Here is a 21967-nt window from a genome sequence, read left to right on the forward strand (position 1 = left end):
CTCCTGTTCCCCTGCCCCCCTTGCTCCCCTGCTCAATAAGTTGGTGCAGCTAACCAACCAATAGTTACACCCAAAGCCGAGCCAACAATTACTTGAAAAGGTGTATGTCCAAGTAATTCTTTCAGACGGTCTTCGTTAAAGGTGGGATGTTCGCGAAATAGTTCATCAATGATTTGGTTAAGGATACGTGCTTGTTTGCCAGCAGCCTGACGGACTCCGGCGGCATCGTACATAACGATAATGGCAAAGATGGCTGCGATCGCAAAATCAGGACTGTTCCATCCCGTTTTGTGACCGACACCCGTTGCCAAAGCGGTTACTAAAGCTGAATGGGCGCTGGGCATACCGCCTGTTTCCACCAAAACACGGATGTTAATTTTCCGGTTTTTAGCCAACTCGATGGCGAGTTTAGTAATTTGAGCAATTACACTGGCAATAACAGCAACCAGCAATATGTGGTTCTCTAGAAGACTGTGGCAAAATTCCTGCATATCAATTTTGGCTTTTAGGTTGAATTTCGGATTATGTAGGATTCTGCTGTAGATTTTGTGAGCAGGTTTAAATGTTAAGTCTTGTAGAAGACCAAATTTACTAAATGTTACCTGTTCTACAGACTTTTAGTTAGTGCGGGTGGTAATAAATTCTGCGATCGCTATTAGCGGTCGAGCATTTTCCCCAAAAGGTGCTAATTCTGCCTTAGCAGCTGCCACTAATTGTTGAGCCTTGCATTTAGACTCTTCCAAACCCCAAAGACTAGGATAAGTTGCCTTTTTAGCTTGTAAGTCCTTACCTGCGGTTTTGCCCAACTCTTCTTGGGTAGCTGTAATATCCAGAACATCATCCACAATCTGAAATGCTAACCCAATATTTTCAGCATAACGAGACAATCTTTGCAAATCCGTCACCGATATCCCAGCAATAATCGCCCCGCAAACCACGCAAGCCTCTAGCAGCGCACCCGTTTTGTGAGTGTGAATAAAATTCAGAGTTTCAATAGTAACATCTGACTTCCCTTCACATTCTAGGTCAACCACCTGACCACCCACTAATCCAGCCGCACTCACCGCACGACCTAAACGAGCAATCACTTTCACTAAGCGTTCTGCGGGGACATTTTCTGTCTGAGCGACTATTTCAAAAGCATAAGCTAATAAACCATCACCAGCCAAAATAGCGATGTCTTCACCATAAACCTTGTGATTTGTCAATTTACCACGTCGATAATCATCATTATCCATCGCTGGCAAATCATCATGGATTAACGACATCGTGTGGATCATCTCCAAAGCACAAGCTGTCGCCATCGCCATCTCCAGCGTCCCACCAGCCAGTTCGCAGGTAGCCAAACACAGAATAGGACGCAAACGCTTACCCCCAGCCATCAAGGAGTAGCGCATCGCTTCATAAATTTTCTCAGGATAAGTGACGGGAAGAAAATGCTCTAAAGCTTCTTCCACCAAAGCCTGACGTTCCGCTAGGTATTTGCGTAGGTCAAACGGAGGAGATTGCCCCTGTGCCGAAAACTTGTCATCCGTAGTAGCTACCATCCTTCGATTCCTTGATTGAGTCTACATCCGTAACAATTCTACAGGGGATGGGTGTTTGCTTATTTGGGAATTTTTTATTTGTTATTGAGGAAGGACGGGGACTGGCTACTGGGTACTAGGTACTGGGTACTGGGAAGGCAGAAGAAAGTTTTGAGTTTTGAGTTAAAGAGTCCCCTTGTCCCCTAGTACCCAGTCCCCAGTCCCTAGTCACTGTTTCTGACTATAACTCCAGACGGTATTTGCTAATAATAAAGCGACGGTCATCGGACCAATGCCGCCGGGGACGGGGGTGATGTATCCGGCTATGGTTTTGACGGCATCAAAGTTGACATCTCCGACTAAGCGTGAGTTACCTGCTTCGTCGGTGACACGGTTGATGCCTACGTCGATTACAATTGCTCCAGGTTTGACCATATCAGCTGTGATTAGGTCTTTGCGTCCAGCGGCGGCGACTAAAATATCAGCATCGCGGGTAATGTCGCCTAAGTTTTGGCTGCGGGAATGCGCGATCGTCACTGTGGCATCGGCTGCTAGTAACATTAATGCTAGTGGTTTACCTACTAAAATACTGCGTCCGACGACTACAGCTTTTTTGCCTTTGAGAGGAATCTGATATTCTTCGAGCAGGCGCATGACTCCGGCGGGAGTGCAACTGCGTAACCCTGCTTCACCTCTGACTAAGCGCCCTAAGTTGACTGCGTGTAGTCCGTCTGCGTCTTTATCTGGGTCTATTTGGTGCAGCAAGGAGACTGAATCTAAGTGATCGGGGAGGGGTAGCTGGACTAAAATGCCATCTACACGATCGTCTTTGTTGAGTTCTTCAATTACTTGTTTTAGTTCTTCCTGGCTGGTTTCTGTGGGGAAATGTTTGCCAAAAGATGCGATTCCCACTTTTTCGCAAGAGCGTTCTTTATTCCGTACATAAGCGGCGCTAGCTGGATTATCGCCTACCATTATTACTGCTAATCCTGGGGGGCGGCCAATTTTCGGTGTTAATTCCTCTACTTGCTGTTTTAGCTCGGCTTGAATTTTTTGGGCTAAAGTTTTACCATCTAATATTTTTGCTTCCATAGTTAATTAAATTGATAGTCTGGAACCATTGGCTCTACTAGTTTCGCAAACACTGGTTAGTTTAATGGGGAATTTTAGAGTTATTTTTGATTTTTCCGGGTTCTTAGGTGGGGAAAGGGAAATTTTTTGCTGTTGGAATTGGTAATAGGTAATGGGTAGTGGGTAGTAGGAATGCCGCTATCCACTACCAGCCTCATCTTATAACTAGCAACTTGAGTTACTATCTAGGGGAATAATCTAGTTGTTTTTTGATGACAGATATTCGGCAGATTGGCGATCGCTTTGGGAAACTGCGATGAAACAAGAGTTAATTCAAATGTTACAAGTTGGCACATTTACTCTGATGGTGGGTGGGTTGTTCAGTTGTACCCAAGTTAACAACTCAGGAATGGGTATTTTATCTTCTAATGTTTCTGTGAGTAACATTAGTGAAGTAAAGCAGCAAAGCCAAGTTAATTCTACTGTTTACTTAAAAGGTGATGTGGGTAAGTTAATTCCTTTTTTGGAAAAACGAGCTTACGAATTAAAAGACGGTACTGACACTATTACTGTAGTGACTAAAGATCCATTCCCGAAACAGAAGCAAGAAATTGTCATTCAAGGTAAGGTTTTGTATAAAAGTGTGCCTGCGGGTGGTCAAGAGTTTGGTGAGTTTTATATAGAGGAGCAAAAGAGACTGTGAATACTAAAATAGCTCATGTAGCAGTAGCAATTCTTTACCGGGATGGCAAGTTTTTGATGCAATTACGAGACAATATTCCGACTATTGTTTATCCCGGTTATTGGGCTTTTTTTGGCGGGCATTTAGAACCAGATGAACCTCCAGAAATAGCAGTAAAGCGAGAATTAAAAGAAGAAATTGGTTATGTTCCTCCCGTGTTACATAAGTTCCGTAATTATGAAGATCCCAATGTGGTGCGTCATGTTTTTCATGGGGAGTTAACTGTTGAATTAACGGACTTAGTGTTAGGAGAAGGTTGGGATATGGGATTGTTAACAGTTGCCGATATTCAACGGGGTAATTGTTATTCGGAAGTTGCGGGGGAGGTGCGTCCGTTGGGCGATCGACATCAGCGAATTTTGCTAGACTTTGTAGAATCACACATAGGCATCATCCAAAACCAATAACTATATCACCCAACCAAAATCCATCTGTGTTCATCTGTGTTTATCTGTGGACATCTGTGGTAAAAAAGCCAAAATTAACAACCCCTACCCCAAATAATCATCAACAACATCTGCGTTTATCTGCGCTTATCTGCATTAATCTGCGTTCTAAAAATCAAAAATTAACAACTCCAACCCCAAATAATCATCAACAACATCTGCGGTTAAATAAAACTCTATTCCAACTTTTGCTGATTATACCGTTCCTTAAAAATTCTTTGCTGAATTTTGTGTTCCACGATCGGCAAAGGATAACCTAAATTTTTCCGTTGAGAATCAGGGATTTCCCCACTAATTAAAAGCTTGGTGGGGAGCGATCGCAATTCCGGCACCCACTTTCTGATATACTCCCCATTAGCATCGAATTTCTCTGCTTGAGAAGCCGGATTAAAAATTCGCAAAGGTTTCGGGTCCATCCCGCTAGAAGCACTCCATTGCCAACCGCCATTATTAGCAGAAAGATCCCAATCATAAAGGCTTTGCGTAAAATATTTTTCCCCCATTTTTGGGTCAATTAATAAATCTTTGGTCAGGAAACTAGCAACTATCATTCGACAACGGTTGTGCATCCAACCAGTTGATTTTAATTGTCGCATCGCTGCATCGACAATAGGATAACCAGTGTTTCCATCACACCAAGCTTGAAAATGTTCTGAATTATTATCGTAAGGAAAGCTTTTAAAAACCTTTCGATAAGCGCCGTCAGCTAATTCGGGAAAGTGATACATTGCGTGTTGGTAAAACTCGCGCCAAGCTAATTCTTGTTGCCAAGTTTTCACGCTTTCTTGTGCTTCATCGCTGCTACTTCCAGCTATGGCGTTAATCGTAGCATCCCAAACTGTCCTAATACCAATCGCACCAAATTTTAACGCTGCACTTAGTCGAGATGTCCCATCAATAGCAGGAAAATTGCGCTTTTCTTTATAGCTAAAAATCACTTCATGACAAAACTCTTCTAATCTTTCCAGTGCTGCGGTTTCTCCGGGTGCTAACATTAGTTCGTTATCCCAACCAAAGCCTAATTCTTTGGCGGTTGGTAAGGGAATTGCACCTGCTTGATTGATTATTTTTTGTTCTGCTGCGGTTAAACTTTCTCGGTTTTGAAATTTGTCAACTGGTTCGGTTTTCGGTTTGCTAATCCAGTTTTTCCAAAAAGGTGTGTAAACTGTGTAAGGTTGATTAGCACCGCTTGCTATTTCACCGGGATAGTGCAATAATTGATCCCAGAATGTTTGAATGGGAATTCCTTTTTCTTTTAGGGCTTGGGTAATTTGGCGATCGCGTTCTCTAGCATAAGGTTCTACATCTAAATTCCAAAATACACCTTTTACATTTAAAGCAGTTGCTAACTTGGGAATCTCTTGGGTTGGTTCACCTTTTAAAATAACTAATTGGCTTCCTGCTTGGAGATAGTTTTGTTGTAATTCCTGCAAACAACCAATCATGTAAGTGATTCTGGCAGGGGCGATATCTTCACTTTCTAAAATATTGGTATCGAGGCAAAAAACCCCGACAACTTTGGCGCTTTGTTGGTTAGCTGCGGCTAATCCTATGTTATCGGAAATGCGTAAGTCTCGGCGATGCCAGAAGAGAATTAGGTTAGTCATAGATTTAAATTTAAGATGTTGTTGATTTAGATTTGGTTTGGGTGTTGTCAGTTTTTTGATTTTAGAACGCAGATAAATGCGGATAAACGCAGATGAACGCAGATGTTGTTTATGTAGATTTGGGTTGGGTGTTGTTAGTTTTGGCTTTTTACCACAGATAAATACAGATGAACACAGATAATATATTTAAACCTGGGTTTATTTTTGTCTATCTGTGGTTATAAAAGTGGAACAATTATTTAAGAAATGGACGCGCCATGAAGAAGCTGGTGACAGATTTTGCGTCTACTGGTTCGCCGGATAAAATTGCTTTTTCTAATTCTTCGGGAGTTAGAAAAACTGTTTCCATATCTTCGTCTTCGTCTTGTTCTGGTGGTTTTTCTAAGGGGTGCAAATCTTGGGCGAGAAAAGCATAAATAATTTCATCAGAATAACCAGGCGCAAGGAAAAATTCGCCTAACTTTTGCCATTTATTCGCGTGATAACCTGTCTCTTCTTCTATCTCGCGCTGAATCGTAGAAAATGGATCTTCATTAAGTTCTATAGTTCCGGCGGGAAATTCTAATAAACGTCCTTGGGCAGCAAAACGATATTGACGCAATAATATTAATTTACCTTCAGGAGTTACGGGAACCGCTAAAGCACCGCCGGGATGACGAATACATTCCCAGTCGCCTTCTGCTTTGTTAGGAAGACGCAAACGAGTTACTTCAAAATTGAATTTACGACCTTGATAAAATAGGCGTTGTTTAATTATTTCAGGCGGTTCTTTACCTAATGGCATAATTAATTTTCGATTTTAGTCACACCTGAACAGTCTACCGCTTGCACGAGTTGCGCGATCGCTTTTCCTGAAATAGGATCGATCCAATTCGGCGCAATCTCTGCCAAAGGTACGAGAACAAACGCCCTTTCTCTCATGCAGGGATGAGGTAACGTTAGCTTAGGAGTCTCTAAAATCAGATTATCGAACAATAATAAATCTAAGTCTAAAATTCTTGGCCCCCAGCGTTCTTGACGCACCCGACCAAATTTAGCTTCAATGGCTAATAGCGTTTCTAGTAACTCCGGCGGACTCATCTCCACCTTGAGCAAAGCACACCCATTCAGATAATCTGGTTGTGGTGGCCCTACAGGTTCGGTACGATACCAACTAGACTGAATCTCTAAACTAATTCCTGGGGTTTGGTCAAGGATTTTCAGGCTAGATTCCAGAATAGCGCGAGAGTCACCCAGGTTACTGCCTAGTGCGATCGCACTTTGTCCAGATTTACCCATAAAATCAAAATTCCCTAACCTGATTATCATAAATTAATTCTTTAGAATGAACCTTTTAGCGAACCAAGTAGCGTTAATTAATCATAAGGGGATTTCCGGCGCTACAGACCTAAACCAGAGTGCTATGCTACATTCCCTTGATAATTAGCTGTACTTTGTAGGTTAAAAATGTTCCCATAGAGTTAAAACTAGTTTTGCGAAGTTTCCCAGCTTCCCTATCAAGCCGGAACGCTTCCTAGCTAATATAACCAAGGTTGCAATAGTTGAGATTAGAATCATGGAAACCAAAGAACCGCAACAACAAACAACCCCCACTGTAGAAGTCACCGTCGATCAAGGTGGCCCGATCATTACCAATACTCCTGGTAGCACATCCGCTGGGCAGGTGCAAGAGTATTGGGATATATTCGTCTCCTACTTGGCTAAACTCCCAGATTATCTGGGCGATTTCTTCAGCACCTACCAAAAGCCCTTAATTACTGTTGGTTTGATTGTAGGTGCCTTTGTCACCGTTAAAGTCACTCTAGCTGTACTCGATGCGCTAGATGATATTCCTCTACTCTCGCCTTTCTTTGAATTGGTGGGTATTGGCTACTCCGGTTGGTTTGTGTATCGGTATTTACTCCGCGCCTCAAATCGTAAGGAGTTGGCTGACGAAATCAATGGCTTGAAAAATCAAGTAGTCGGCGGGAACAAAACACCAAAAGTTTAATAAATAATTAACCACTTTTGGAGTTTTCTTAAGTCTAAAACCAAAAGCGTCCGGGAACTCTCGGACGCTTTTTTAGCAAAATCTCGATTAATTCTCTAACTATTGTTTGCTTAAAGTACTAACTTTTTGTTCGGAAAGAAGGCTACGAATATCATCGAGTTGCTTATTGATTTTACCGATATCTCTAAAAGCATTTCTTTCACTTAATAGAGATACTACATATTGATTGAAACTGACTTCCTCTCGTTCAGCATTTTCCACCAACTGTTGATGTAAAGATTTAGGCATTCGGAGCAAAACTCTGCCACTGTACTGATTTTCAGTTGATGGCAAAGGAATCATACTTCCATGTTCATAAGCAGTTTCAATCCATAATTCTCGCGCTTCTTCAATATTAGACATAACCTCATCAATTGTATCTCCCTGAGTCATGCAACCAGGTAGATCTTTGATTTCTGCTACATAAGCTTCTTCACCAGGGTAAAGAGTAACAGGATATTTTAGATTTAAGTAAAACTCTAGCGATTCTCGCTCAGTCAGCGTCTTCTTTTTGGACATCATAATCCTCCAATCTGAGCAGCTTGGTTATCTGCTTTATATAAATTTTTTCAACCTTTTTACCTCCCTTCTTAGGGATAGTTAGCTGTCGCCCGTCTTCATGCAAGAAGATATGGTGACTTCCTTTTGAACGAACTTCTTCAAAGTCGAAAGCTGTCAATAGAGGCTCAACATCTTCAAAACGCGCTTCGGTTGGATAGGACAAGAAAAACTTGATTAATTTCTCTAACTGTGACATTTATTCGCTTCCTTTGTCTTTTGTGTTTTAAGTCCATCGGTCTTTTACTCCAAAAAACGATATCGTATATAGTATCATGCACCAGTAAAAAAAGCTAGAATTATTAGTTCTCCTTTACACAGCACTTGGCAAGATTGGGAAAATGAGCCTTTGGAGAGAACATTTCTCACCAGTTCGATCGCAACTTAGTAAGTAGCAGACAAAACAGCAAGGAAAAATTAGGATGGACGCAACAGAAACAACCGACAAACTTCCAGACTTCACCGAAATATTTACAGAAATGGGTAAAGTAGGGGCGACAGCTGGACAAATCATGGCAAATGCAGCAGTAGATGTGGGGACAAATGTAGCTTTTGTTGCTAACCAAACTGGAAAAGCTGCTTTAGAAACGGCTGAAGCCGCAAGTAAACAAGGCTACGAGTTGATTGAAAGGAGTACCCATACTGCTGGGGAAGCTGTTTCTGCTGTCTCAGATAACTGGTTAGTGAAAAATGTCAGCCACTTTTTTAAGTTAGATTGGATCTTCGCAGGTGTGGATCAAGTTGACTTGGAAAAAGCAAAAGCGGCTGTGGAAAAGTTGCAAGCACAACATCCAGAAGAGTCACCCAGAGAAATCGCTCATCGAATTATTGTGGAAAAATCCACTTATGCTGGTGGTGTTGGTTTGGTTAGCAGCTTTATACCAGGAATAGCTTTGGCTTTGTTGGCGATCGATCTAGTCGCCACCACTAGACTACAATCAGAAATGATTCTGCAAATTGCCTCTGCTTATGGCTTAGACTTACAAGAACCTGCACGCACAGGAGAAGTATTGGCAATTTTTGCCTTGGCGATGGGTGGTAATAGCGTCGTGAAATTGGGTTTAGGTACTTTGCGAAATATTCCGATCGCAGGAGCCGCAATTGGTGCTAGTACAAATAGTGCGGTGTTATACTCTTTAGGATTAGCAGCTTGTCAGTTCTATGAAACCAAGCTTCAGTCAGGAAATCAATAGTAATTTCTCAACTAGTTTCATAAACAAATAAACAAAGTTAATCAATCTTCAGCTTTTAAGGTTGAGGAATGGTGGTTTGCGATCGATCTCACTGGAAATCACCCCTATTATCACATCTCTCAACCTGATTAAATCACAAAGCCATCTCCACAGATTTTCCATAGTGGAGACAATTGCCTGTGGAGAAACCACATCCAGCTGAGGAGAGAATTATGAAAATTATATTAACAATAAAATGGTTACTAGAAACCATAGCTCTACAATTTTTAGCTTTAAGTCTAGGCTGGTTATTTTTGATGTATTTTGTTAACTCTGGCAGGTAGAGGACACTTGATAGGAAACAAAAGCTATCCTAAGAAGCAACTCCTTTACTAGAGCGGCGATGATTCACAAATTTAGCTTGTCCTTGTGTCTGTTGACGAGTGCAATCTGGGGTGGTAGTAGCATTCCCGTTGTTTTTGCCCAAACTCCCCCAGCAGCTACCCAACAACTCCCAGCGGCTACCCCTGTTCCCACACAAAGTTATAATAATGCAGTTTTGACTGCACAAGATTTGCCACCTGGGTTTAAAGAACTCCCCCCGGAAGTAGCAGCACAAGTTCAGACTCAATTTTCAGTTCTCAGCAGTCAATTAGCAAAAGCCGGGATGAAGCCAGAAAAGTTTTTTGCTTTCATTAATCAAGAGACTTTACAAATGGTAGTTGGTTTTACTGGTTTAATTCCAAATCAGTCAGATCAAGCAAATTTTGATTCGACTCTGAAACAAATGCAACAACCAGAGTATCAGCAACAAATGATGAATCAAATTCGGCAATCTATTCCGTCGAATCAAGGAATTAAAATAGTTGATTATGGCATGATTCCTAGTGCGAATAATATTGCTGAAACTTCCTCTGGAATGACTGTGGGAATTGATATGGAAGGGCAAGTTTTACAGTTAGATTTAGCAGCTTTTCGGCGCAGCAATGTGGGAGCTTTTACTGCTATTATGTACCGCAAGGGCGCTCAACCAACCATAAATTTAGATGCTGTAGCTCGCCAGTTAGATACTCGCATTGTCCAAACAGCTTCGGAAACAATTCCTACTAATGCTAATGAGTCAGAAGTAACTCCTTCCAACAACAGGCAAATGCAATAATATTTTTCAGCTTTGCTGTTAGTGCAAGGGTCATTAGCTTTTTGTGTTTACCCAATTCGCTAATGACCTCAAAGTAGATGTCACGAATGCAGAAAAATAGGAATTTCTTAATAAGTATTTAAGTAATAAAACTATTTTACAGAGTTACAATAAACTTATCCGAATTTGGCTAGACCAAAGATGGGTTATACTTTTACACTTTTAATAATTTTAGCTTCTTTAGCTTTTTCCGGGTTAAAATTAGACCGCGAATATCAACGCGGTGTTATCTTTCGTTTAGGTAGAAGTAAAGGAGTAATGGGGCCAGGAATGTACTGGATTATACCCATTGTTGACCAAAAAGCTCAGATAGATATTCGGACTAAAACCGTAGATATCGAACCCCAAGAAACGGTAACAGCTGATAGCGTCACAATTCGTGTCAATGCTGTGCTTTATTACCGCATTCTTGAACCGATGAAAGCTATTAATAAAGTCGAAAATTACCAAATGGCAGTTTATCAAACAGCTTTGACGACTTTAAGAAATGTGGTTGGTCAAAATATCTTAGATGATGTTTTGCAAAATCGGGATAAGATTAATACTAAGGTACAGGAAATAGTTGACGAAATCACTGAACCTTGGGGAATTGTGATTGAACGGGTGGAAATGAAAGATGTAGAAATCCCCCCGGCAATGCAAAGGGCAATGGCGAAAGAAGCAGAAGCAATTCGGGAAAAACGCGCCCGAATTATTAAAGCGGCGGCGGAACAAGAAGCATCAATTAAATTGGCAGAAGCTTCTCAAAATATTGCCGCCAATCCCGCAGCTTTGGAATTACGCAGGCTGCAAATGCTCTCAGAAATTGGGGCAGAAAATAACACAACTACAATTATTATGTTGCCTTCAGATGTAGTGCAAGCTGCGAAGAACTTGTCAACAGTTTTGCCTAATAGACATGAACATGAGGCAAATTCTTTGCAGCCAAAAGAAGTTTTTACATCTGAGAAAGTTGCGGAGGACGACCTCTTAAACCCGTCATAAGTTGTAGGGCATACTTTTTAATAGGGGTGATGTTGCGTAACATCCATAAACCGAAACGACGAATGATTACTAAAGGCAAAAACTGGTTAGAAAATATTCGGTCTAAGAAATCAGTAAATCCTAAGATTACCCAGTTTTCGCGTTTGCGCCAAGTTTCGTAATGTTTCAAAACTTGGATGTTACCAATGTCTTCACCGTTTTGTTGAGCAGTTTGGAGAATTTGGGCGAGGGCAGCTGCGTCACGAATGCCTAAGTTCATGCCTTGTCCGGCGACGGGATGACAACCATGAGCAGCATCTCCAATTAAGGCGAGTCTGGGGAGAGTGTAGCGATCGCACTGCATTAACTGTACTGGAAAAATGTAGCGATCGCCTAACAATTCCAACTTACCAAACTTCCCACCCGTATAATATTCCAACTTTTGCAAAAACTCGGTTTCATCTAATTCTTGCATGGCTTTCGCTTCTGCGTGGGGCCAAGTCCAAACAATTTGAAACCTATTTTCTGTTAAAGGCAAAACTCCCATTGGACCACTGGGCCAAAATCTTTCGTAAGCTACATTATTGTGGGGTTTTTCTGGTTTAATTGTAGCTACCACGCAAGATTGCCAGTAAGGCCAACCGTGAGTTTTAATTCCCGCAGCTTGACGAATGCGAGATTTCGCCCCATCAGCACCTACAAGTAAGCGAGTTTTAATTGTTTTTAACTCGCCATTTAAGCGCAATTGAATTTCGACAAAATCTTTCTGATAATCTGCTTTTATTACCTCTGCTGGACAAAGGTAAGAAACATTAGGACAAGTTTGTAAGAATTCCTGCAAAACTGTTAATAACACTCTATGTTCTGCGGTGTATCCTAAACCATTTGTACCTAATTCTGGGGGATGAAACTGCACAATTTTGGGATAATCAGCATCAGATAATTGCACTTGCTGATAAGTGGTAATTTGGGGTTCTATTTTGTCCCAAATGCCAATTCCGTCAAAAATGCGTCCCGAAAGTAGGGAAATAGCGTAAGCGCGTCCTTTAGCAACGGAAACAGACTCGACTTGTGCTTCGATTAACGCCACACTAAGTCCAGAATCTTTTAAAGCGGCGGCGAGAGTAGCGCCGACAATACCACCACCGACGATTGCTAAGTCGTAGTCTAGTTTAATTTCAGATGTTGGGGTAAGTAACATTCTTAACTGTGTTTGTCTTGTGCGATCGATTTTATCTATCTTTATTGTTAAACTTTGGGTGAAACTTTTCAAGGTTAAGACTGAGATATCAATACCACAAACCCACTATAGCCGCTATTTTAAAAACTCTCATAGCATAAGTAGAAACATCTAAACACAATGATTCTTAAGTGCTTCTGGACTAATCTTTATCAAGAATCTCTAAATCCGTAGGTTTCAACTTATAAAATTCTTCATTAATTAACACATATATAACTTTACTTGGAAAATCCACTTGCTCAGAACAAGTCAATATCTCTCCAATAGAACCATACTTAGGATGCCTAGTCAAATTTATCCGAACTTTTATACCACTTTTATAAAAGAGATGCGTAGGTTCTGATGAGTAAACAACAATTTTATTTGTGTACTCCACTTCATTAATAAATCTGCAATCCAAAATACATATTCTCCGAAATGTGGGAAACCAGTTAGCATATTTGCCAATATTTCTCCTAAGATTTTTTACATTTCTTGGCTTAAGATTTTGCCAAGGTAAGAAATATGAATTACCAATATAATGACCGTTACAGCACCTAATTTTCAAGGGTTTAGAATTACGAGTAAATTCCTCTGTATATTTTCTCCAAGAATCTTTCACTAAATCTTTTATATTAATAATATAATCACCTTTTTGACTATTCCAATTTGCCTCTTGATTTTGCATGATTAAGCATTCTCCCTGTTTTAAAGGTAATGAAACATTAGTAGACTCATCCTCCGAAAAATGTACAAGAGCAGAAACAATCGCTTGGCATTGTTTACACTGAAGAAACCCACTTAAGATCTGTTGATGATCTGACCTGTTTAGTGACGGATTAGGCGTGTTTGAAACTATGGGAGACAATTGGGTATTATGAGAGAATTTCTCTAAAGCTTTCTCTAATGCTTTTACTACTTGCTTTCGTTTATTTTCTTTTCTCAGATAAGAAGGTAAACGCTCATACCATCGCTGAAATTGATAGCGATGATTGTTGAGAAGCATTTGTTCATAATTAGAAAAATGAATTCGTGAGCTTGGATGAATCTTTTGAGAATAGTAATCAAGAGCGGCTTGAATTTGGTTAACTGAGCAGAATTTAAATTTAAATCCACAAACTTGCACGTAATAGATCCACTCTAGCCTTTGTTCAGAAGAAATATCTGTAGCCGAGTCGTCGCCGCGCCACATTAAGTTGGAGTCATTGTATTTAGTTTTTGGTTCTTTCCAAATCTGTGCCATTGTTCCTATACTATTTGTTCAGAGTTCTGTAGAACCATTTTACACACCCTTTTCTTGCCGATCGAACTCTAGAAAAATTTCTTCAGCATTGAGAATTAAATCCTCTTCGGACAATGGCGGAAATTCAAATTGAACAACTCGCCGCAAAATCTCTACTGCAACGTCTAATCTTTCTGATTGTGGTAAGCGATCGAAAGTGATTAAAAATTCCTCAACAGAAGTAGTCATAGTCACGATTTCAAACAATACAAGAGAATTGTTGAACTGCTGCAACTACTACAAATATACCAGATATGATATAAAATACCAAGAAGTTAATTAGATACTTTGAAAGTGAAGAAATTTCCGCTCCTAATCTGGGAAACATTATTTTTATTCCCTACAAAATTGGATAACTAATATTAACTAGTTATCCAAAAATGCAAAGTTCTTCTGGAGGATTGGTGACTCGCCAGCAAATTTCTGTTACAGCAATAGCACCGCCAATTTTTCAGAAACTATGCCAAGATTGTAAGCTTTAAACACGAATAGTAGATTCTTGAATATTTATGGGGAGGAGAAACGGTGATGGGGTGGATTTTAGCGCAACAAACCCCTTTAGGCAGCAGTTCTGCTGTGGAAAGCCAAACGGCAGGTACTATACCTCAACTAGTCATTATCTCGATCGTTCTGCTTTTAATGGCAACTGTGGTTGCACTTGTAACCCAGCGATTGCGAATTCCTTATGTTACAGGTTTGGTGCTAGCAGGTCTACCCATTACAAATGTCTTATCGCGTCGAGTAGGTTTAGACCCCTCTTTAGTTTTAAATCTTTTCCTACCAATTCTGATTTTTGAAGCAGCAATTAATACTGATATTAGCCGTCTTCGGAGTACCTTTAAACCGATCGCACTTTTAGCAGGCCCAGGCTCAATTTTTTCCTCAGCAATTATTGCGGTTCTGGTTAAATATGGGCTAGGGCTAGACTGGATACCTGCTGCGTTAATCGGAGTCATTCTGGCTAATACAGATACAGTTTCGATGATTGCAGTTTTTAAAGAAATCCGCGTACCTTCCCGATTGTCCACAATTGTAGAAGGTGAAACCTTATTCAACGATGCGGCAGCTTTAGTTACCTTCAACTTAATACTAGTTATTTATGCCACAGGTTCTCTGACCTTCGCGCAAGGAGTCAAGGAACTGCTGGTAGTCGCCGTAGGTGGGGCAGTTGTGGGCGCTATTTTAGGCTACTTGAGTTTGCCGATATTTGTCCGACTGAATGACCCATTAGGTAGTTTATTGCTAACAGTTGCTTTAGCGTTAGGAACATTCCAGATTGGGCAATTTTTGGGTGTTTCGGGTGCGGTAGCAGTGGTGATTGCGGGACTAATTTTTGGTAATTTGGGATTGCCTCGTAGTTCGTCTGCTTCCGATCGCATTACTCTGTTAAGTTTTTGGGAGTACGCGGGATTTACTGTCAATACGTTTATTTTCCTGCTGATTGGGATTGAGATTAACCCGCTGACATTGTGGAGAATCTTACCAGCAATTCTATTTGTGATTTTGGCCTATCAATTAGGAAGAATTCTCTCAGTTTATTTATTATTAAACGGGTTGCGCTGGTTCGATCGACCAATTCCTTTACGTTGGCAGCACGTTTTGTTCCTGGGAAACATCAAAGGTTCTTTGTCAATGGCATTGGCACTAAGTATTCCTCTATCCTTACCCGGACGAGAAAAGATTATTGCATTGGTATTTGGTGCGGTTTTGTTTTCTCTAATCGGACAAGGATTAAGTTTACCTTGGCTAGTCAAACGACTAAAAATTAGCCGAGTTTCTGATGTAATGGAACAAGCTGGAAAGTTGCAGATTCAGTTGATTGCGGCTAAAGCTGCTCAAGATGAACTTGATAGTTTACTCAAATCTGGTGTGTTGCCAAAGGCAGTTTACGAGGAACTTTGGGCATCCTATCAAGTACGAGTGGCAGAGTCGGAACGAGTATTGCGCGATTTTTATAATCAATATCGGGCTGGTCAATTAAAAAGCGATCGCAGCGGCTTAGATGCGATTCGACGACGATTGTTTCTCGCCGAAAAAGGAGCCGTTAGCGATGCGCTTCGCAAGCGAATTGTACCCGAAGACTTAGTACAACCTTACATCAAAGATTTGGATGAGAAACTTCTAGGGTTGGAAGATGACTAGCGTGAATCCCAAGGTAATCAATCATTTTATGGACTGACTCAGGGCGGGTGACAACTAAAATGGTTGAGCCAGCTTCCAGAACAGTATTACCATTGGGAATCTCTAAATTAGCGCAAGCATGACACTGGTAGCCAATGATTAGCGAACCTTTAGGAAAGCGGGGATCTTGAGCAATTTGAGCTACGGTGCGACTTGCCACATTGCAATCGCCAGGAACGGGTAGTTTTAGCACCTCTACCTGTCCTTGCTCAAAGTGCATCATCGACTCGACTTGGGGATATTCGATCGCATTTGCCATTGTTGCCACTGCTAAATCAATCGTGCTGATGATGTGACTCGCGCCAGCAAGACGATAGGATTCGAGAAATTCTCGATCGCGCATTCGCACCACAATATGGGAAATGCCATAACTTCTAGATAAAGTAATCAGCGCCAAATTCAACGCATCATCTCTCAAAGCTGCAACAACCGCGTTAGCTTGTCTAATACCCGCTTCCAGAAGAACTGTAGTGCTGACGGCGCTGCCCTCAAATGCCATCACGCCAATTTTTTCCCGCGCAAAGCGACAAGCCAGCGGATCTGAATCGATGATGGCAACTGTATGACCAACTTTTAATAACTGCTGGGCTAATCCCAGTCCCATCATTCCTGCGCCACCAATTAAAACGTACATAAGTAATTGCTACCAATTTTTTAGGTTTTTGAATAATAATTGTGCTAGTTTTTGGCGATCGTCATCAGCATAACTCAAACAATAATCAGGCAATTTGAAGCGTTCTAGGTTCAGGGATAGATTCGCCTTCTGCAAGACACGCTTCCAAATACATTTCAATCACTTCTTCGCCGTTATGAATTGCTTCCTCACGAGTTTTGCCATGAGTACAAGGCATCACAACTAAGTCGGCAAACTCTGGAATTGTGACTAGGAAAAGCCGATCCTCATCAGACCATTGAATAATCATACTGTATCGGCTCATAAATCATCATTCTCCCTTAACTCTTCCAATACAGTATACGTTCGTCTTGTCCTCAAGCTGCTTTTGAAACGAGCTTCGGTTTAGCTATGTTTCAATAAAAAAAGCCGCCGGGGGGCAGCAGGGTGAAGTACAAATAATTCGGAGACAGAACTTTTCTTAGGAGTGATTTAGCAAGTCCACAAATTAAGGGAGATGCCAATATCGCAGCGCAATCATTCAACTTATGGGATGTCTTTCTTTGATGACGCTTTTGATATTGTTAGTATCTAACAGAGAGATGACATAGCTTTGTCAAAGATATGGAGTTTTTGTGACAAATCTATCTTATACAAATAAAAAATGCTGCCAGAGGCAGCGATGTGAAGTACCAATTTTCGGAGGCAAAACTTTTATCTGTAAGACTTAGGCAAGCGTCACACTTCTATCAACTTGTAGGGTGCGTCAGAACTCGAAAGCCTAATTCTAACGCTCGATAATTTCGAGGTTGAACACCCTACAATTGTGCCATTTGCCTAAGTCCTAATTTGTATAGGGCAGTTTACTACTTCTTGCTCGTTGCTGTACTCTTGTTCATTGCTGTAGTGTTTTTATGAGGCTTAGATGCGTGCGAGGATTTTGTTTTATGATGGGCTTTACTGCTAGATTTAGAAGTATGATGAGGTTTTGACATTTGGTGATTGGTGTTGCTTGTAGCTGCTTGTGCTGCTGAGATAGAAAATCCTACTGGAGCTACTACTACTGCTGACAAGAGTAATGTTGTGAATAATTTGTTCATAGCCGTTGTTATCCTTGTAATTGGTTAATAGAAACTATCCAACAAGGAGATGACAGAGACTTGTCAATTTTGTATATTTTCTATGACAACAATGGAATGTAACACTATTGAGATCGTTCATAGGGTGCGTTAACGCACCCCAGATAGTTTAGGCGATACTTAGGGAGACTAAATCTTCTGACATCTCGAAGTTAGTGGTGACGTTTTGTACGTCGTCTAAACCTTCTAAAAAGTCCATCATTTTCAGGAGCGATCGCGCTTGGTCTTTATCTACCACTTCTACGTTATTATTAGGTATCCAGCGCCATTCTGCTTCGGTAACGTTAAAACCTTTTTCTTTCAAGAATTGGCTGAGATTTTCTAAATTTGTCACTTCGGTAAATACTTCTGCACCTGCTTCTTCTGCTTCTTCGTCTTCTATCAATTCGTAAGACTCTGCGCCACCTTCTAAGGAAGCTTCTAAAAGTTCGTCTTCATCCACTGCGCCGCTAATAATGCAAACGCCTTTTTGTTCAAACATCCAAGAAACACAGCCTGTTTCCCCCAAGTTTCCGCCATATTTGCTGAAAGCGAGGCGCAAATCACCAGCGGTGCGGTTACGATTATCGGTGAGGGCTTCCACGAGTACGGCGACTCCACCTGCACCATAACCTTCGTAACGGATAGTTTCGAGGCTGTCGCCTGCACCTAGTTTACCAGCACCTTTAGCGATCGCTCTTTCAATATTATCGTTGGGAATCCCTGCGGCTTTCGCTTTTTCAATTGCAGTACGGAGTTGAAAATTTCCCGCCGGGTCTGGAATACCGTTGCGTGCTGCCACAATAATAGCACGAGATAGTTGAGTGAAGGTTTTACCCTTTTTCGCATCAACTCTCTCTTTCTGACGTTTAATATTTGCCCACTTACTATGTCCTGCCATAGCCCTTTCTAACTCAATTAACCTTACATTAGGATAAACACAAATCCTAGCAAATTGCTTTGGCACAAGAAGGTAGAAGGTAAAGAAAGCTCTGTAGGGGCGAGTTTAGCAGAAAATTTTGTTATCATAACTGAAAATTTCACAACAAAACCCGCCCTTACTTTTTCACCTGATGAATTATCGCGGAATTATTGTTTTGGTTTATTTACCACCTGTGAAAGTGACACTTTGAATAAAGTAGCGATTAAAAAAGGCGTAAATTGCTAGTGCGGGTAGGGTTAAGACCATTGAAGCTGCCATAATATAATTCCAATAACTGATATATTCGCCTTTAAAAGTGTTCAATCCCAAAGGTAAGGTAAACATTTCTTTGTCAGACAAAATCAGTAGGGGTGTGAGAAAGTTATTCCAAGCACCCATAAAGATAAAGATTGCTTGGGCAGCTAAAGCGGGTTTTGCTAAAGGAAGGACAATTTGCACAAAGGTTTCCCAACGATTTAAACCATCCATTGCGGCGGCTTCTTCTAATTCTTTGGGGAAGTTCACAAAGAATTGCCGCATCATAAATATAAAAGTAGCATTTACGGCGGTTGGGACAATCAATCCTTGGTAAGAGTTCAGCCAACCGAGGTTTTTTAAGATTAAGTAACTGGGAATTAAGGTAATTTGTCCAGGAATCATTAATACTGCCAAAATCACAAAAAAGAACAGTTGATTTCCAGGAAAACGAATTCTGGCTAAAGCGTAACCTGCCATTGAATTAAACAGGAGATTTAAGGCAGTGACACAAACAGCAACGAAAACGCTATTAAACAACCATCTGCCAAATAAAGGTTCTTGAGTAAAGATGTTTTTGTAATTTTCTAAAGTGAAGTCTTTGGGGATGAAATTGATGTTTCCAGAAGAGATTTCTGGGAGGGTTTTGAAGGATGCGGAAAGCGCCCAAGCGAAGGGGATGAAGGTTGCGATCGCATAACCAATCAAAATTAAGTATAGCAGCAATTTCACCCAACCAAACTTTTGCATAAATGGTTCTTCCCTAGTGCAGTTTCTCTTCTTTAAAAATTGTCCTTTGGATTACCGTCACCAACATAATCACCGCCGCCAACATTAACGCCAAAGCTGCGGCATAACCCATATCTAAACTCTTAAAAGCATACTGATAAATCAGCAAAACTACTGTTAAAGTTGAATTATTTGGCCCACCGGAACCAGCCGAGAAAATATATGATTGATCGAATAATTGAAAAGTGCCAATAATTCCGATGACGACGATAAAAAAAGTAACAGGTTTCAAGAAGGGCAGAGTAATATTAAAAAATTGATCTAAAGCACTTGCACCATCAATTTTTGCTGCTTCATAAAGACTTTTCGGAATATCTTGTAAAGCTGCCAAATAGACAATCATATAAAGCGGTGCAGTTGACCAAATATTCATAATCATAATTGATTTTAGCGCCACTGATGGATCGCCAATCCAATTATAAGTCGGCAAACCAAAACCAGCTAAAATATTATTTAATAACCCATTCGAGTTATAAATCCACATAAAAATCAAAGTTAAAACTGCCGAAGCTGTAACCGTTGGCAGAAAAAATATAATTCTAAACCAATGCTTTCCCCTAATACTGGAATTGAGAATTAAAGCCAACCCTAAAGCCAAAATAGTCTGAGTAGGCACCACAATTACAACATACTCAAAAGTATTTTGCAAAGCAATCCAAACCCGTTCATCTGCCAACATTCGCCAGAAATTGCGCCCACCAATAAAGCGCAAATCAAACTCCCCCAAAATTCGCACCTTATGGAAAGATAGAAAAATAGCGTAGGCGATCGGCAAAACAGTAAAAACTCCCATAACAATCATAGTAGGAGCCATAAAAGAAAACCCAGCCAACCCCTCTCCAAACCTTCCTCTCTGCCAAACTCTTCTCATTACTTCGCGTCCTTTGCGTCCTTTGCGGTTCAAAAAAATTACTGACTCGCAGCAATTTCCTTATTAGCAGAAACCTGTGCCCTTTCCATCGCTTCATTTAATGATTGTTCACCAATCAAAGCACTAATAAACTGATTATTAAAGTGTGTTAAAACCGTAGGTAAAGTCTCCCCTGCTTGCCAAATTGTAGCATAATCAGCACCAGCAACAAACGGAGCATACAAAGGATTTTGATCGTACCCCAATTCTGCAATTACAGACTGACGACTCGGCAAAACCAAACCTTGATTTGCCCAAGCTTTCATCCCTTTTTTACTAGTTAAAAAAGCAATCAATTTCCAAGCGGCATCTTTATACTTAGTCCGCTTATTCATCACATAAGCAACGGTGTAAGCCATTGTACCTTTTTTACCAGCAATTGTGGGCAGTTCAGCAGTAGCAAATTTTAACTTAGGAAAAGTTTCTTTTAAATAAGGAATTGCCCAACTACCTTCAATTACCATAGCTGCTTTTCCTTGTCCAAACATTTCGCTACCTGTGCTAGCACCCACATCGCTAGGTTGAGCAGCAGTGCGATACTTTCGATATAAATCGACAATTAATTGTAGACCTTTTAGACCTTCGGGAGTGGCAAAAGTAGCATAACCATTTTGGTTGATTAAAGTGCCGCCAAATGTTTTAATTAGAAAAGATTGTCGGGAGAGTTCGGGAATAATTCCTAAGCCGTATTGGTCGATTCTGCGATCGCCATTCCAATCCCTAGTTAACTTCTGCGAATATTGTTGTAATTCTGTCCAAGTGGCGGGAGGTTGAGTTAATTTAGCGGCTTCAAAGGCTTGTTGATTATAAAATAGAGCTAAAGTAGAAAAATCTTTAGGTAATCCAAAAATTTTATTATTAGATTTAAAAGCATTTAACAAAGTAGGAATAAAATCAGACAAATCAAATTCATCATTAATATAAGTATTTAATGGTTCGAGGACATTGTTTTGCATTAATAAAGGCGCTTCAAAAGCATCTAAATAAAAGACATATGGTGCAGTGTCACCAATTAGGCGAGTTTTAATCACATCCATATATTGCTGATTAATTACCTCATATTTGACTTTAATATCAGGATGTTCCGCCTCAAAATCTTGGAGTACCCGCCTTAATAATTGCGATTCATTAGGGCTGCTTTGCCAACCGCTAAGTGTTACCGTAATTTTAGAGTTGTTACCCCTTGCAAAAGTACAGCTAGTTAAGGTTATAATTACCAACAGGAAAATTAACCATTTTACTCTTGTGCAAATCATTATTTTCCCCTTTACGAGTAACCTGTTAAGTCGAATGCTTCTGCAACCAAGTAAAATTTGATGCACAATCACCTAAAATCAAACTTCTGAATCGCAAAATAACTTTACAA

Annotated in this window: 25 protein-coding genes; 7 read left to right on the forward strand and 18 right to left on the reverse strand. The window is 40.6% G+C overall.

Annotated elements, in window-relative coordinates:
* Window positions 1-32 precede the first annotated feature (32 nt).
* The 3 genes from IQ264_RS13675 to folD form a co-directional block, all read right to left on the reverse strand.
* Entirely contained in the window at window positions 33-491 is a 459-nt protein-coding gene (locus IQ264_RS13675) for a divergent PAP2 family protein (protein ID WP_193981338.1), read from the reverse strand.
* Window positions 492-617: 126 nt separating this feature from the next.
* The gene (gene crtE, locus IQ264_RS13680) at window positions 618-1547 is read right to left on the reverse strand and encodes a geranylgeranyl diphosphate synthase CrtE (RefSeq protein WP_193981339.1); all 930 of its coding nucleotides are present in this window, start codon (window positions 1545-1547) and stop codon (window positions 618-620) included.
* A 207-nt stretch (window positions 1548-1754) separates the two neighbouring features.
* Window positions 1755-2618, reverse strand: a complete 864-nt coding sequence (gene folD, locus IQ264_RS13685; RefSeq protein ID WP_193981340.1) for a bifunctional methylenetetrahydrofolate dehydrogenase/methenyltetrahydrofolate cyclohydrolase FolD — start codon at window positions 2616-2618, stop codon at window positions 1755-1757.
* 241 nt (window positions 2619-2859) lie between these two features.
* Here folD and IQ264_RS13690 point away from each other — a divergent pair, with 241 nt between their 5' ends.
* Entirely contained in the window at window positions 2860-3300 is a 441-nt protein-coding gene (locus tag IQ264_RS13690; protein ID WP_193981341.1) for a hypothetical protein, read from the forward strand.
* Entirely contained in the window at window positions 3297-3746 is a 450-nt protein-coding gene (locus IQ264_RS13695) for an NUDIX hydrolase (RefSeq protein ID WP_193981342.1), read from the forward strand. Before IQ264_RS13690 ends, IQ264_RS13695 begins: the two co-directional genes overlap by 4 nt.
* 215 nt (window positions 3747-3961) lie before the next feature.
* On the opposite strand, the gene IQ264_RS13700 is transcribed toward IQ264_RS13695, so the two are convergent.
* The 3 genes from IQ264_RS13700 to folK form a co-directional block, all read right to left on the reverse strand.
* Window positions 3962-5392, reverse strand: a complete 1431-nt coding sequence (locus IQ264_RS13700) for a cryptochrome/photolyase family protein (protein WP_193981343.1) — start codon at window positions 5390-5392, stop codon at window positions 3962-3964.
* A gap of 235 nt (window positions 5393-5627) precedes the next feature.
* Complete coding sequence (locus tag IQ264_RS13705) at window positions 5628-6176, reverse strand: NUDIX hydrolase (protein WP_193981344.1); 549 nt, start codon at window positions 6174-6176, stop codon at window positions 5628-5630.
* 2 nt (window positions 6177-6178) lie between these two features.
* The gene (gene folK, locus IQ264_RS13710; RefSeq protein ID WP_228061522.1) at window positions 6179-6700 is read right to left on the reverse strand and encodes a 2-amino-4-hydroxy-6-hydroxymethyldihydropteridine diphosphokinase; all 522 of its coding nucleotides are present in this window, start codon (window positions 6698-6700) and stop codon (window positions 6179-6181) included.
* A gap of 247 nt (window positions 6701-6947) precedes the next feature.
* On the opposite strand from folK, the gene IQ264_RS13715 reads away from it, so the two are divergent.
* On the forward strand, window positions 6948-7382 hold the full coding sequence (locus tag IQ264_RS13715; protein WP_193981345.1) for a CAAD domain-containing protein: 435 nt from the start codon (window positions 6948-6950) through the stop codon (window positions 7380-7382).
* A 99-nt stretch (window positions 7383-7481) separates the two neighbouring features.
* On the opposite strand, the gene IQ264_RS13720 is transcribed toward IQ264_RS13715, so the two are convergent.
* Entirely contained in the window at window positions 7482-7943 is a 462-nt protein-coding gene (locus tag IQ264_RS13720) for a type II toxin-antitoxin system HicB family antitoxin (RefSeq protein ID WP_193981346.1), read from the reverse strand.
* A complete protein-coding gene (locus IQ264_RS13725; RefSeq protein WP_193981347.1) occupies window positions 7915-8178 on the reverse strand; it encodes a type II toxin-antitoxin system HicA family toxin in 264 nt (87 codons plus the stop codon). Before IQ264_RS13725 ends, IQ264_RS13720 begins: the two co-directional genes overlap by 29 nt.
* A gap of 223 nt (window positions 8179-8401) precedes the next feature.
* Between IQ264_RS13725 and IQ264_RS13730 the strand changes: the two genes are divergently transcribed.
* The 3 genes from IQ264_RS13730 to IQ264_RS13740 all read left to right on the forward strand — a co-directional run bounded on the left by IQ264_RS13730 (window position 8402) and on the right by IQ264_RS13740 (window position 11333).
* A complete protein-coding gene (locus tag IQ264_RS13730; protein ID WP_193981348.1) occupies window positions 8402-9172 on the forward strand; it encodes a hypothetical protein in 771 nt (256 codons plus the stop codon).
* A gap of 382 nt (window positions 9173-9554) precedes the next feature.
* Window positions 9555-10310, forward strand: coding sequence for a hypothetical protein (locus IQ264_RS13735; RefSeq protein ID WP_193981349.1), 756 nt, complete (start codon window positions 9555-9557; stop codon window positions 10308-10310).
* 165 nt (window positions 10311-10475) lie between these two features.
* Window positions 10476-11333: a slipin family protein gene (locus tag IQ264_RS13740; protein ID WP_228061523.1), complete on the forward strand. Its 858-nt coding sequence runs from the start codon at window positions 10476-10478 to the stop codon at window positions 11331-11333.
* On the opposite strand, the gene IQ264_RS13745 is transcribed toward IQ264_RS13740, so the two are convergent.
* The 3 genes from IQ264_RS13745 to IQ264_RS13755 all read right to left on the reverse strand — a co-directional run bounded on the left by IQ264_RS13745 (window position 11287) and on the right by IQ264_RS13755 (window position 14002).
* Entirely contained in the window at window positions 11287-12513 is a 1227-nt protein-coding gene (locus IQ264_RS13745; RefSeq protein WP_193981391.1) for an FAD-dependent hydroxylase, read from the reverse strand. The two genes, IQ264_RS13740 and IQ264_RS13745, sit on opposite strands and share 47 nt — an antisense overlap.
* 181 nt (window positions 12514-12694) lie before the next feature.
* Complete coding sequence (locus tag IQ264_RS13750) at window positions 12695-13774, reverse strand: hypothetical protein (RefSeq protein ID WP_193981350.1); 1080 nt, start codon at window positions 13772-13774, stop codon at window positions 12695-12697.
* A 39-nt stretch (window positions 13775-13813) separates the two neighbouring features.
* Window positions 13814-14002, reverse strand: coding sequence for a hypothetical protein (locus IQ264_RS13755; protein WP_193981351.1), 189 nt, complete (start codon window positions 14000-14002; stop codon window positions 13814-13816).
* 339 nt (window positions 14003-14341) lie between these two features.
* Between IQ264_RS13755 and IQ264_RS13760 the strand changes: the two genes are divergently transcribed.
* Window positions 14342-15955 carry a cation:proton antiporter gene (locus IQ264_RS13760; RefSeq protein WP_193981352.1) on the forward strand — a complete coding sequence of 538 codons (1614 nt, stop codon included), beginning with the start codon at window positions 14342-14344 and terminating at the stop codon, window positions 15953-15955.
* Here IQ264_RS13760 and IQ264_RS13765 read toward each other — a convergent pair.
* From IQ264_RS13765 to IQ264_RS13795, 7 genes are all read right to left on the reverse strand, one after another.
* A complete protein-coding gene (locus IQ264_RS13765) occupies window positions 15912-16628 on the reverse strand; it encodes a potassium channel family protein (RefSeq protein WP_193981353.1) in 717 nt (238 codons plus the stop codon). The two genes, IQ264_RS13760 and IQ264_RS13765, sit on opposite strands and share 44 nt — an antisense overlap.
* Before the next feature lie 85 nt (window positions 16629-16713).
* Window positions 16714-16932 (reverse strand): type II toxin-antitoxin system HicB family antitoxin, encoded by a 219-nt coding sequence (locus tag IQ264_RS13770; RefSeq protein WP_193981354.1) that lies wholly within the window; start codon window positions 16930-16932, stop codon window positions 16714-16716.
* Between the two features lie 541 nt (window positions 16933-17473).
* The gene (locus tag IQ264_RS13775; protein ID WP_193981355.1) at window positions 17474-17707 is read right to left on the reverse strand and encodes a hypothetical protein; all 234 of its coding nucleotides are present in this window, start codon (window positions 17705-17707) and stop codon (window positions 17474-17476) included.
* A gap of 148 nt (window positions 17708-17855) precedes the next feature.
* Window positions 17856-18626 (reverse strand): YebC/PmpR family DNA-binding transcriptional regulator, encoded by a 771-nt coding sequence (locus IQ264_RS13780; RefSeq protein ID WP_193981356.1) that lies wholly within the window; start codon window positions 18624-18626, stop codon window positions 17856-17858.
* 201 nt (window positions 18627-18827) lie between these two features.
* Complete coding sequence (locus IQ264_RS13785; protein WP_193981357.1) at window positions 18828-19652, reverse strand: carbohydrate ABC transporter permease; 825 nt, start codon at window positions 19650-19652, stop codon at window positions 18828-18830.
* 13 nt (window positions 19653-19665) lie between these two features.
* Window positions 19666-20505, reverse strand: a complete 840-nt coding sequence (locus tag IQ264_RS13790; RefSeq protein ID WP_228061524.1) for a carbohydrate ABC transporter permease — start codon at window positions 20503-20505, stop codon at window positions 19666-19668.
* A 95-nt stretch (window positions 20506-20600) separates the two neighbouring features.
* On the reverse strand, window positions 20601-21857 hold the full coding sequence (locus IQ264_RS13795) for an ABC transporter substrate-binding protein (protein ID WP_193981359.1): 1257 nt from the start codon (window positions 21855-21857) through the stop codon (window positions 20601-20603).
* Window positions 21858-21967 lie beyond the last annotated feature (110 nt).

Source organism: [Phormidium] sp. LEGE 05292, from assembly GCF_015207735.1.
Lineage (GTDB): Bacteria > Cyanobacteriota > Cyanobacteriia > Cyanobacteriales > Aerosakkonemataceae > Floridanema.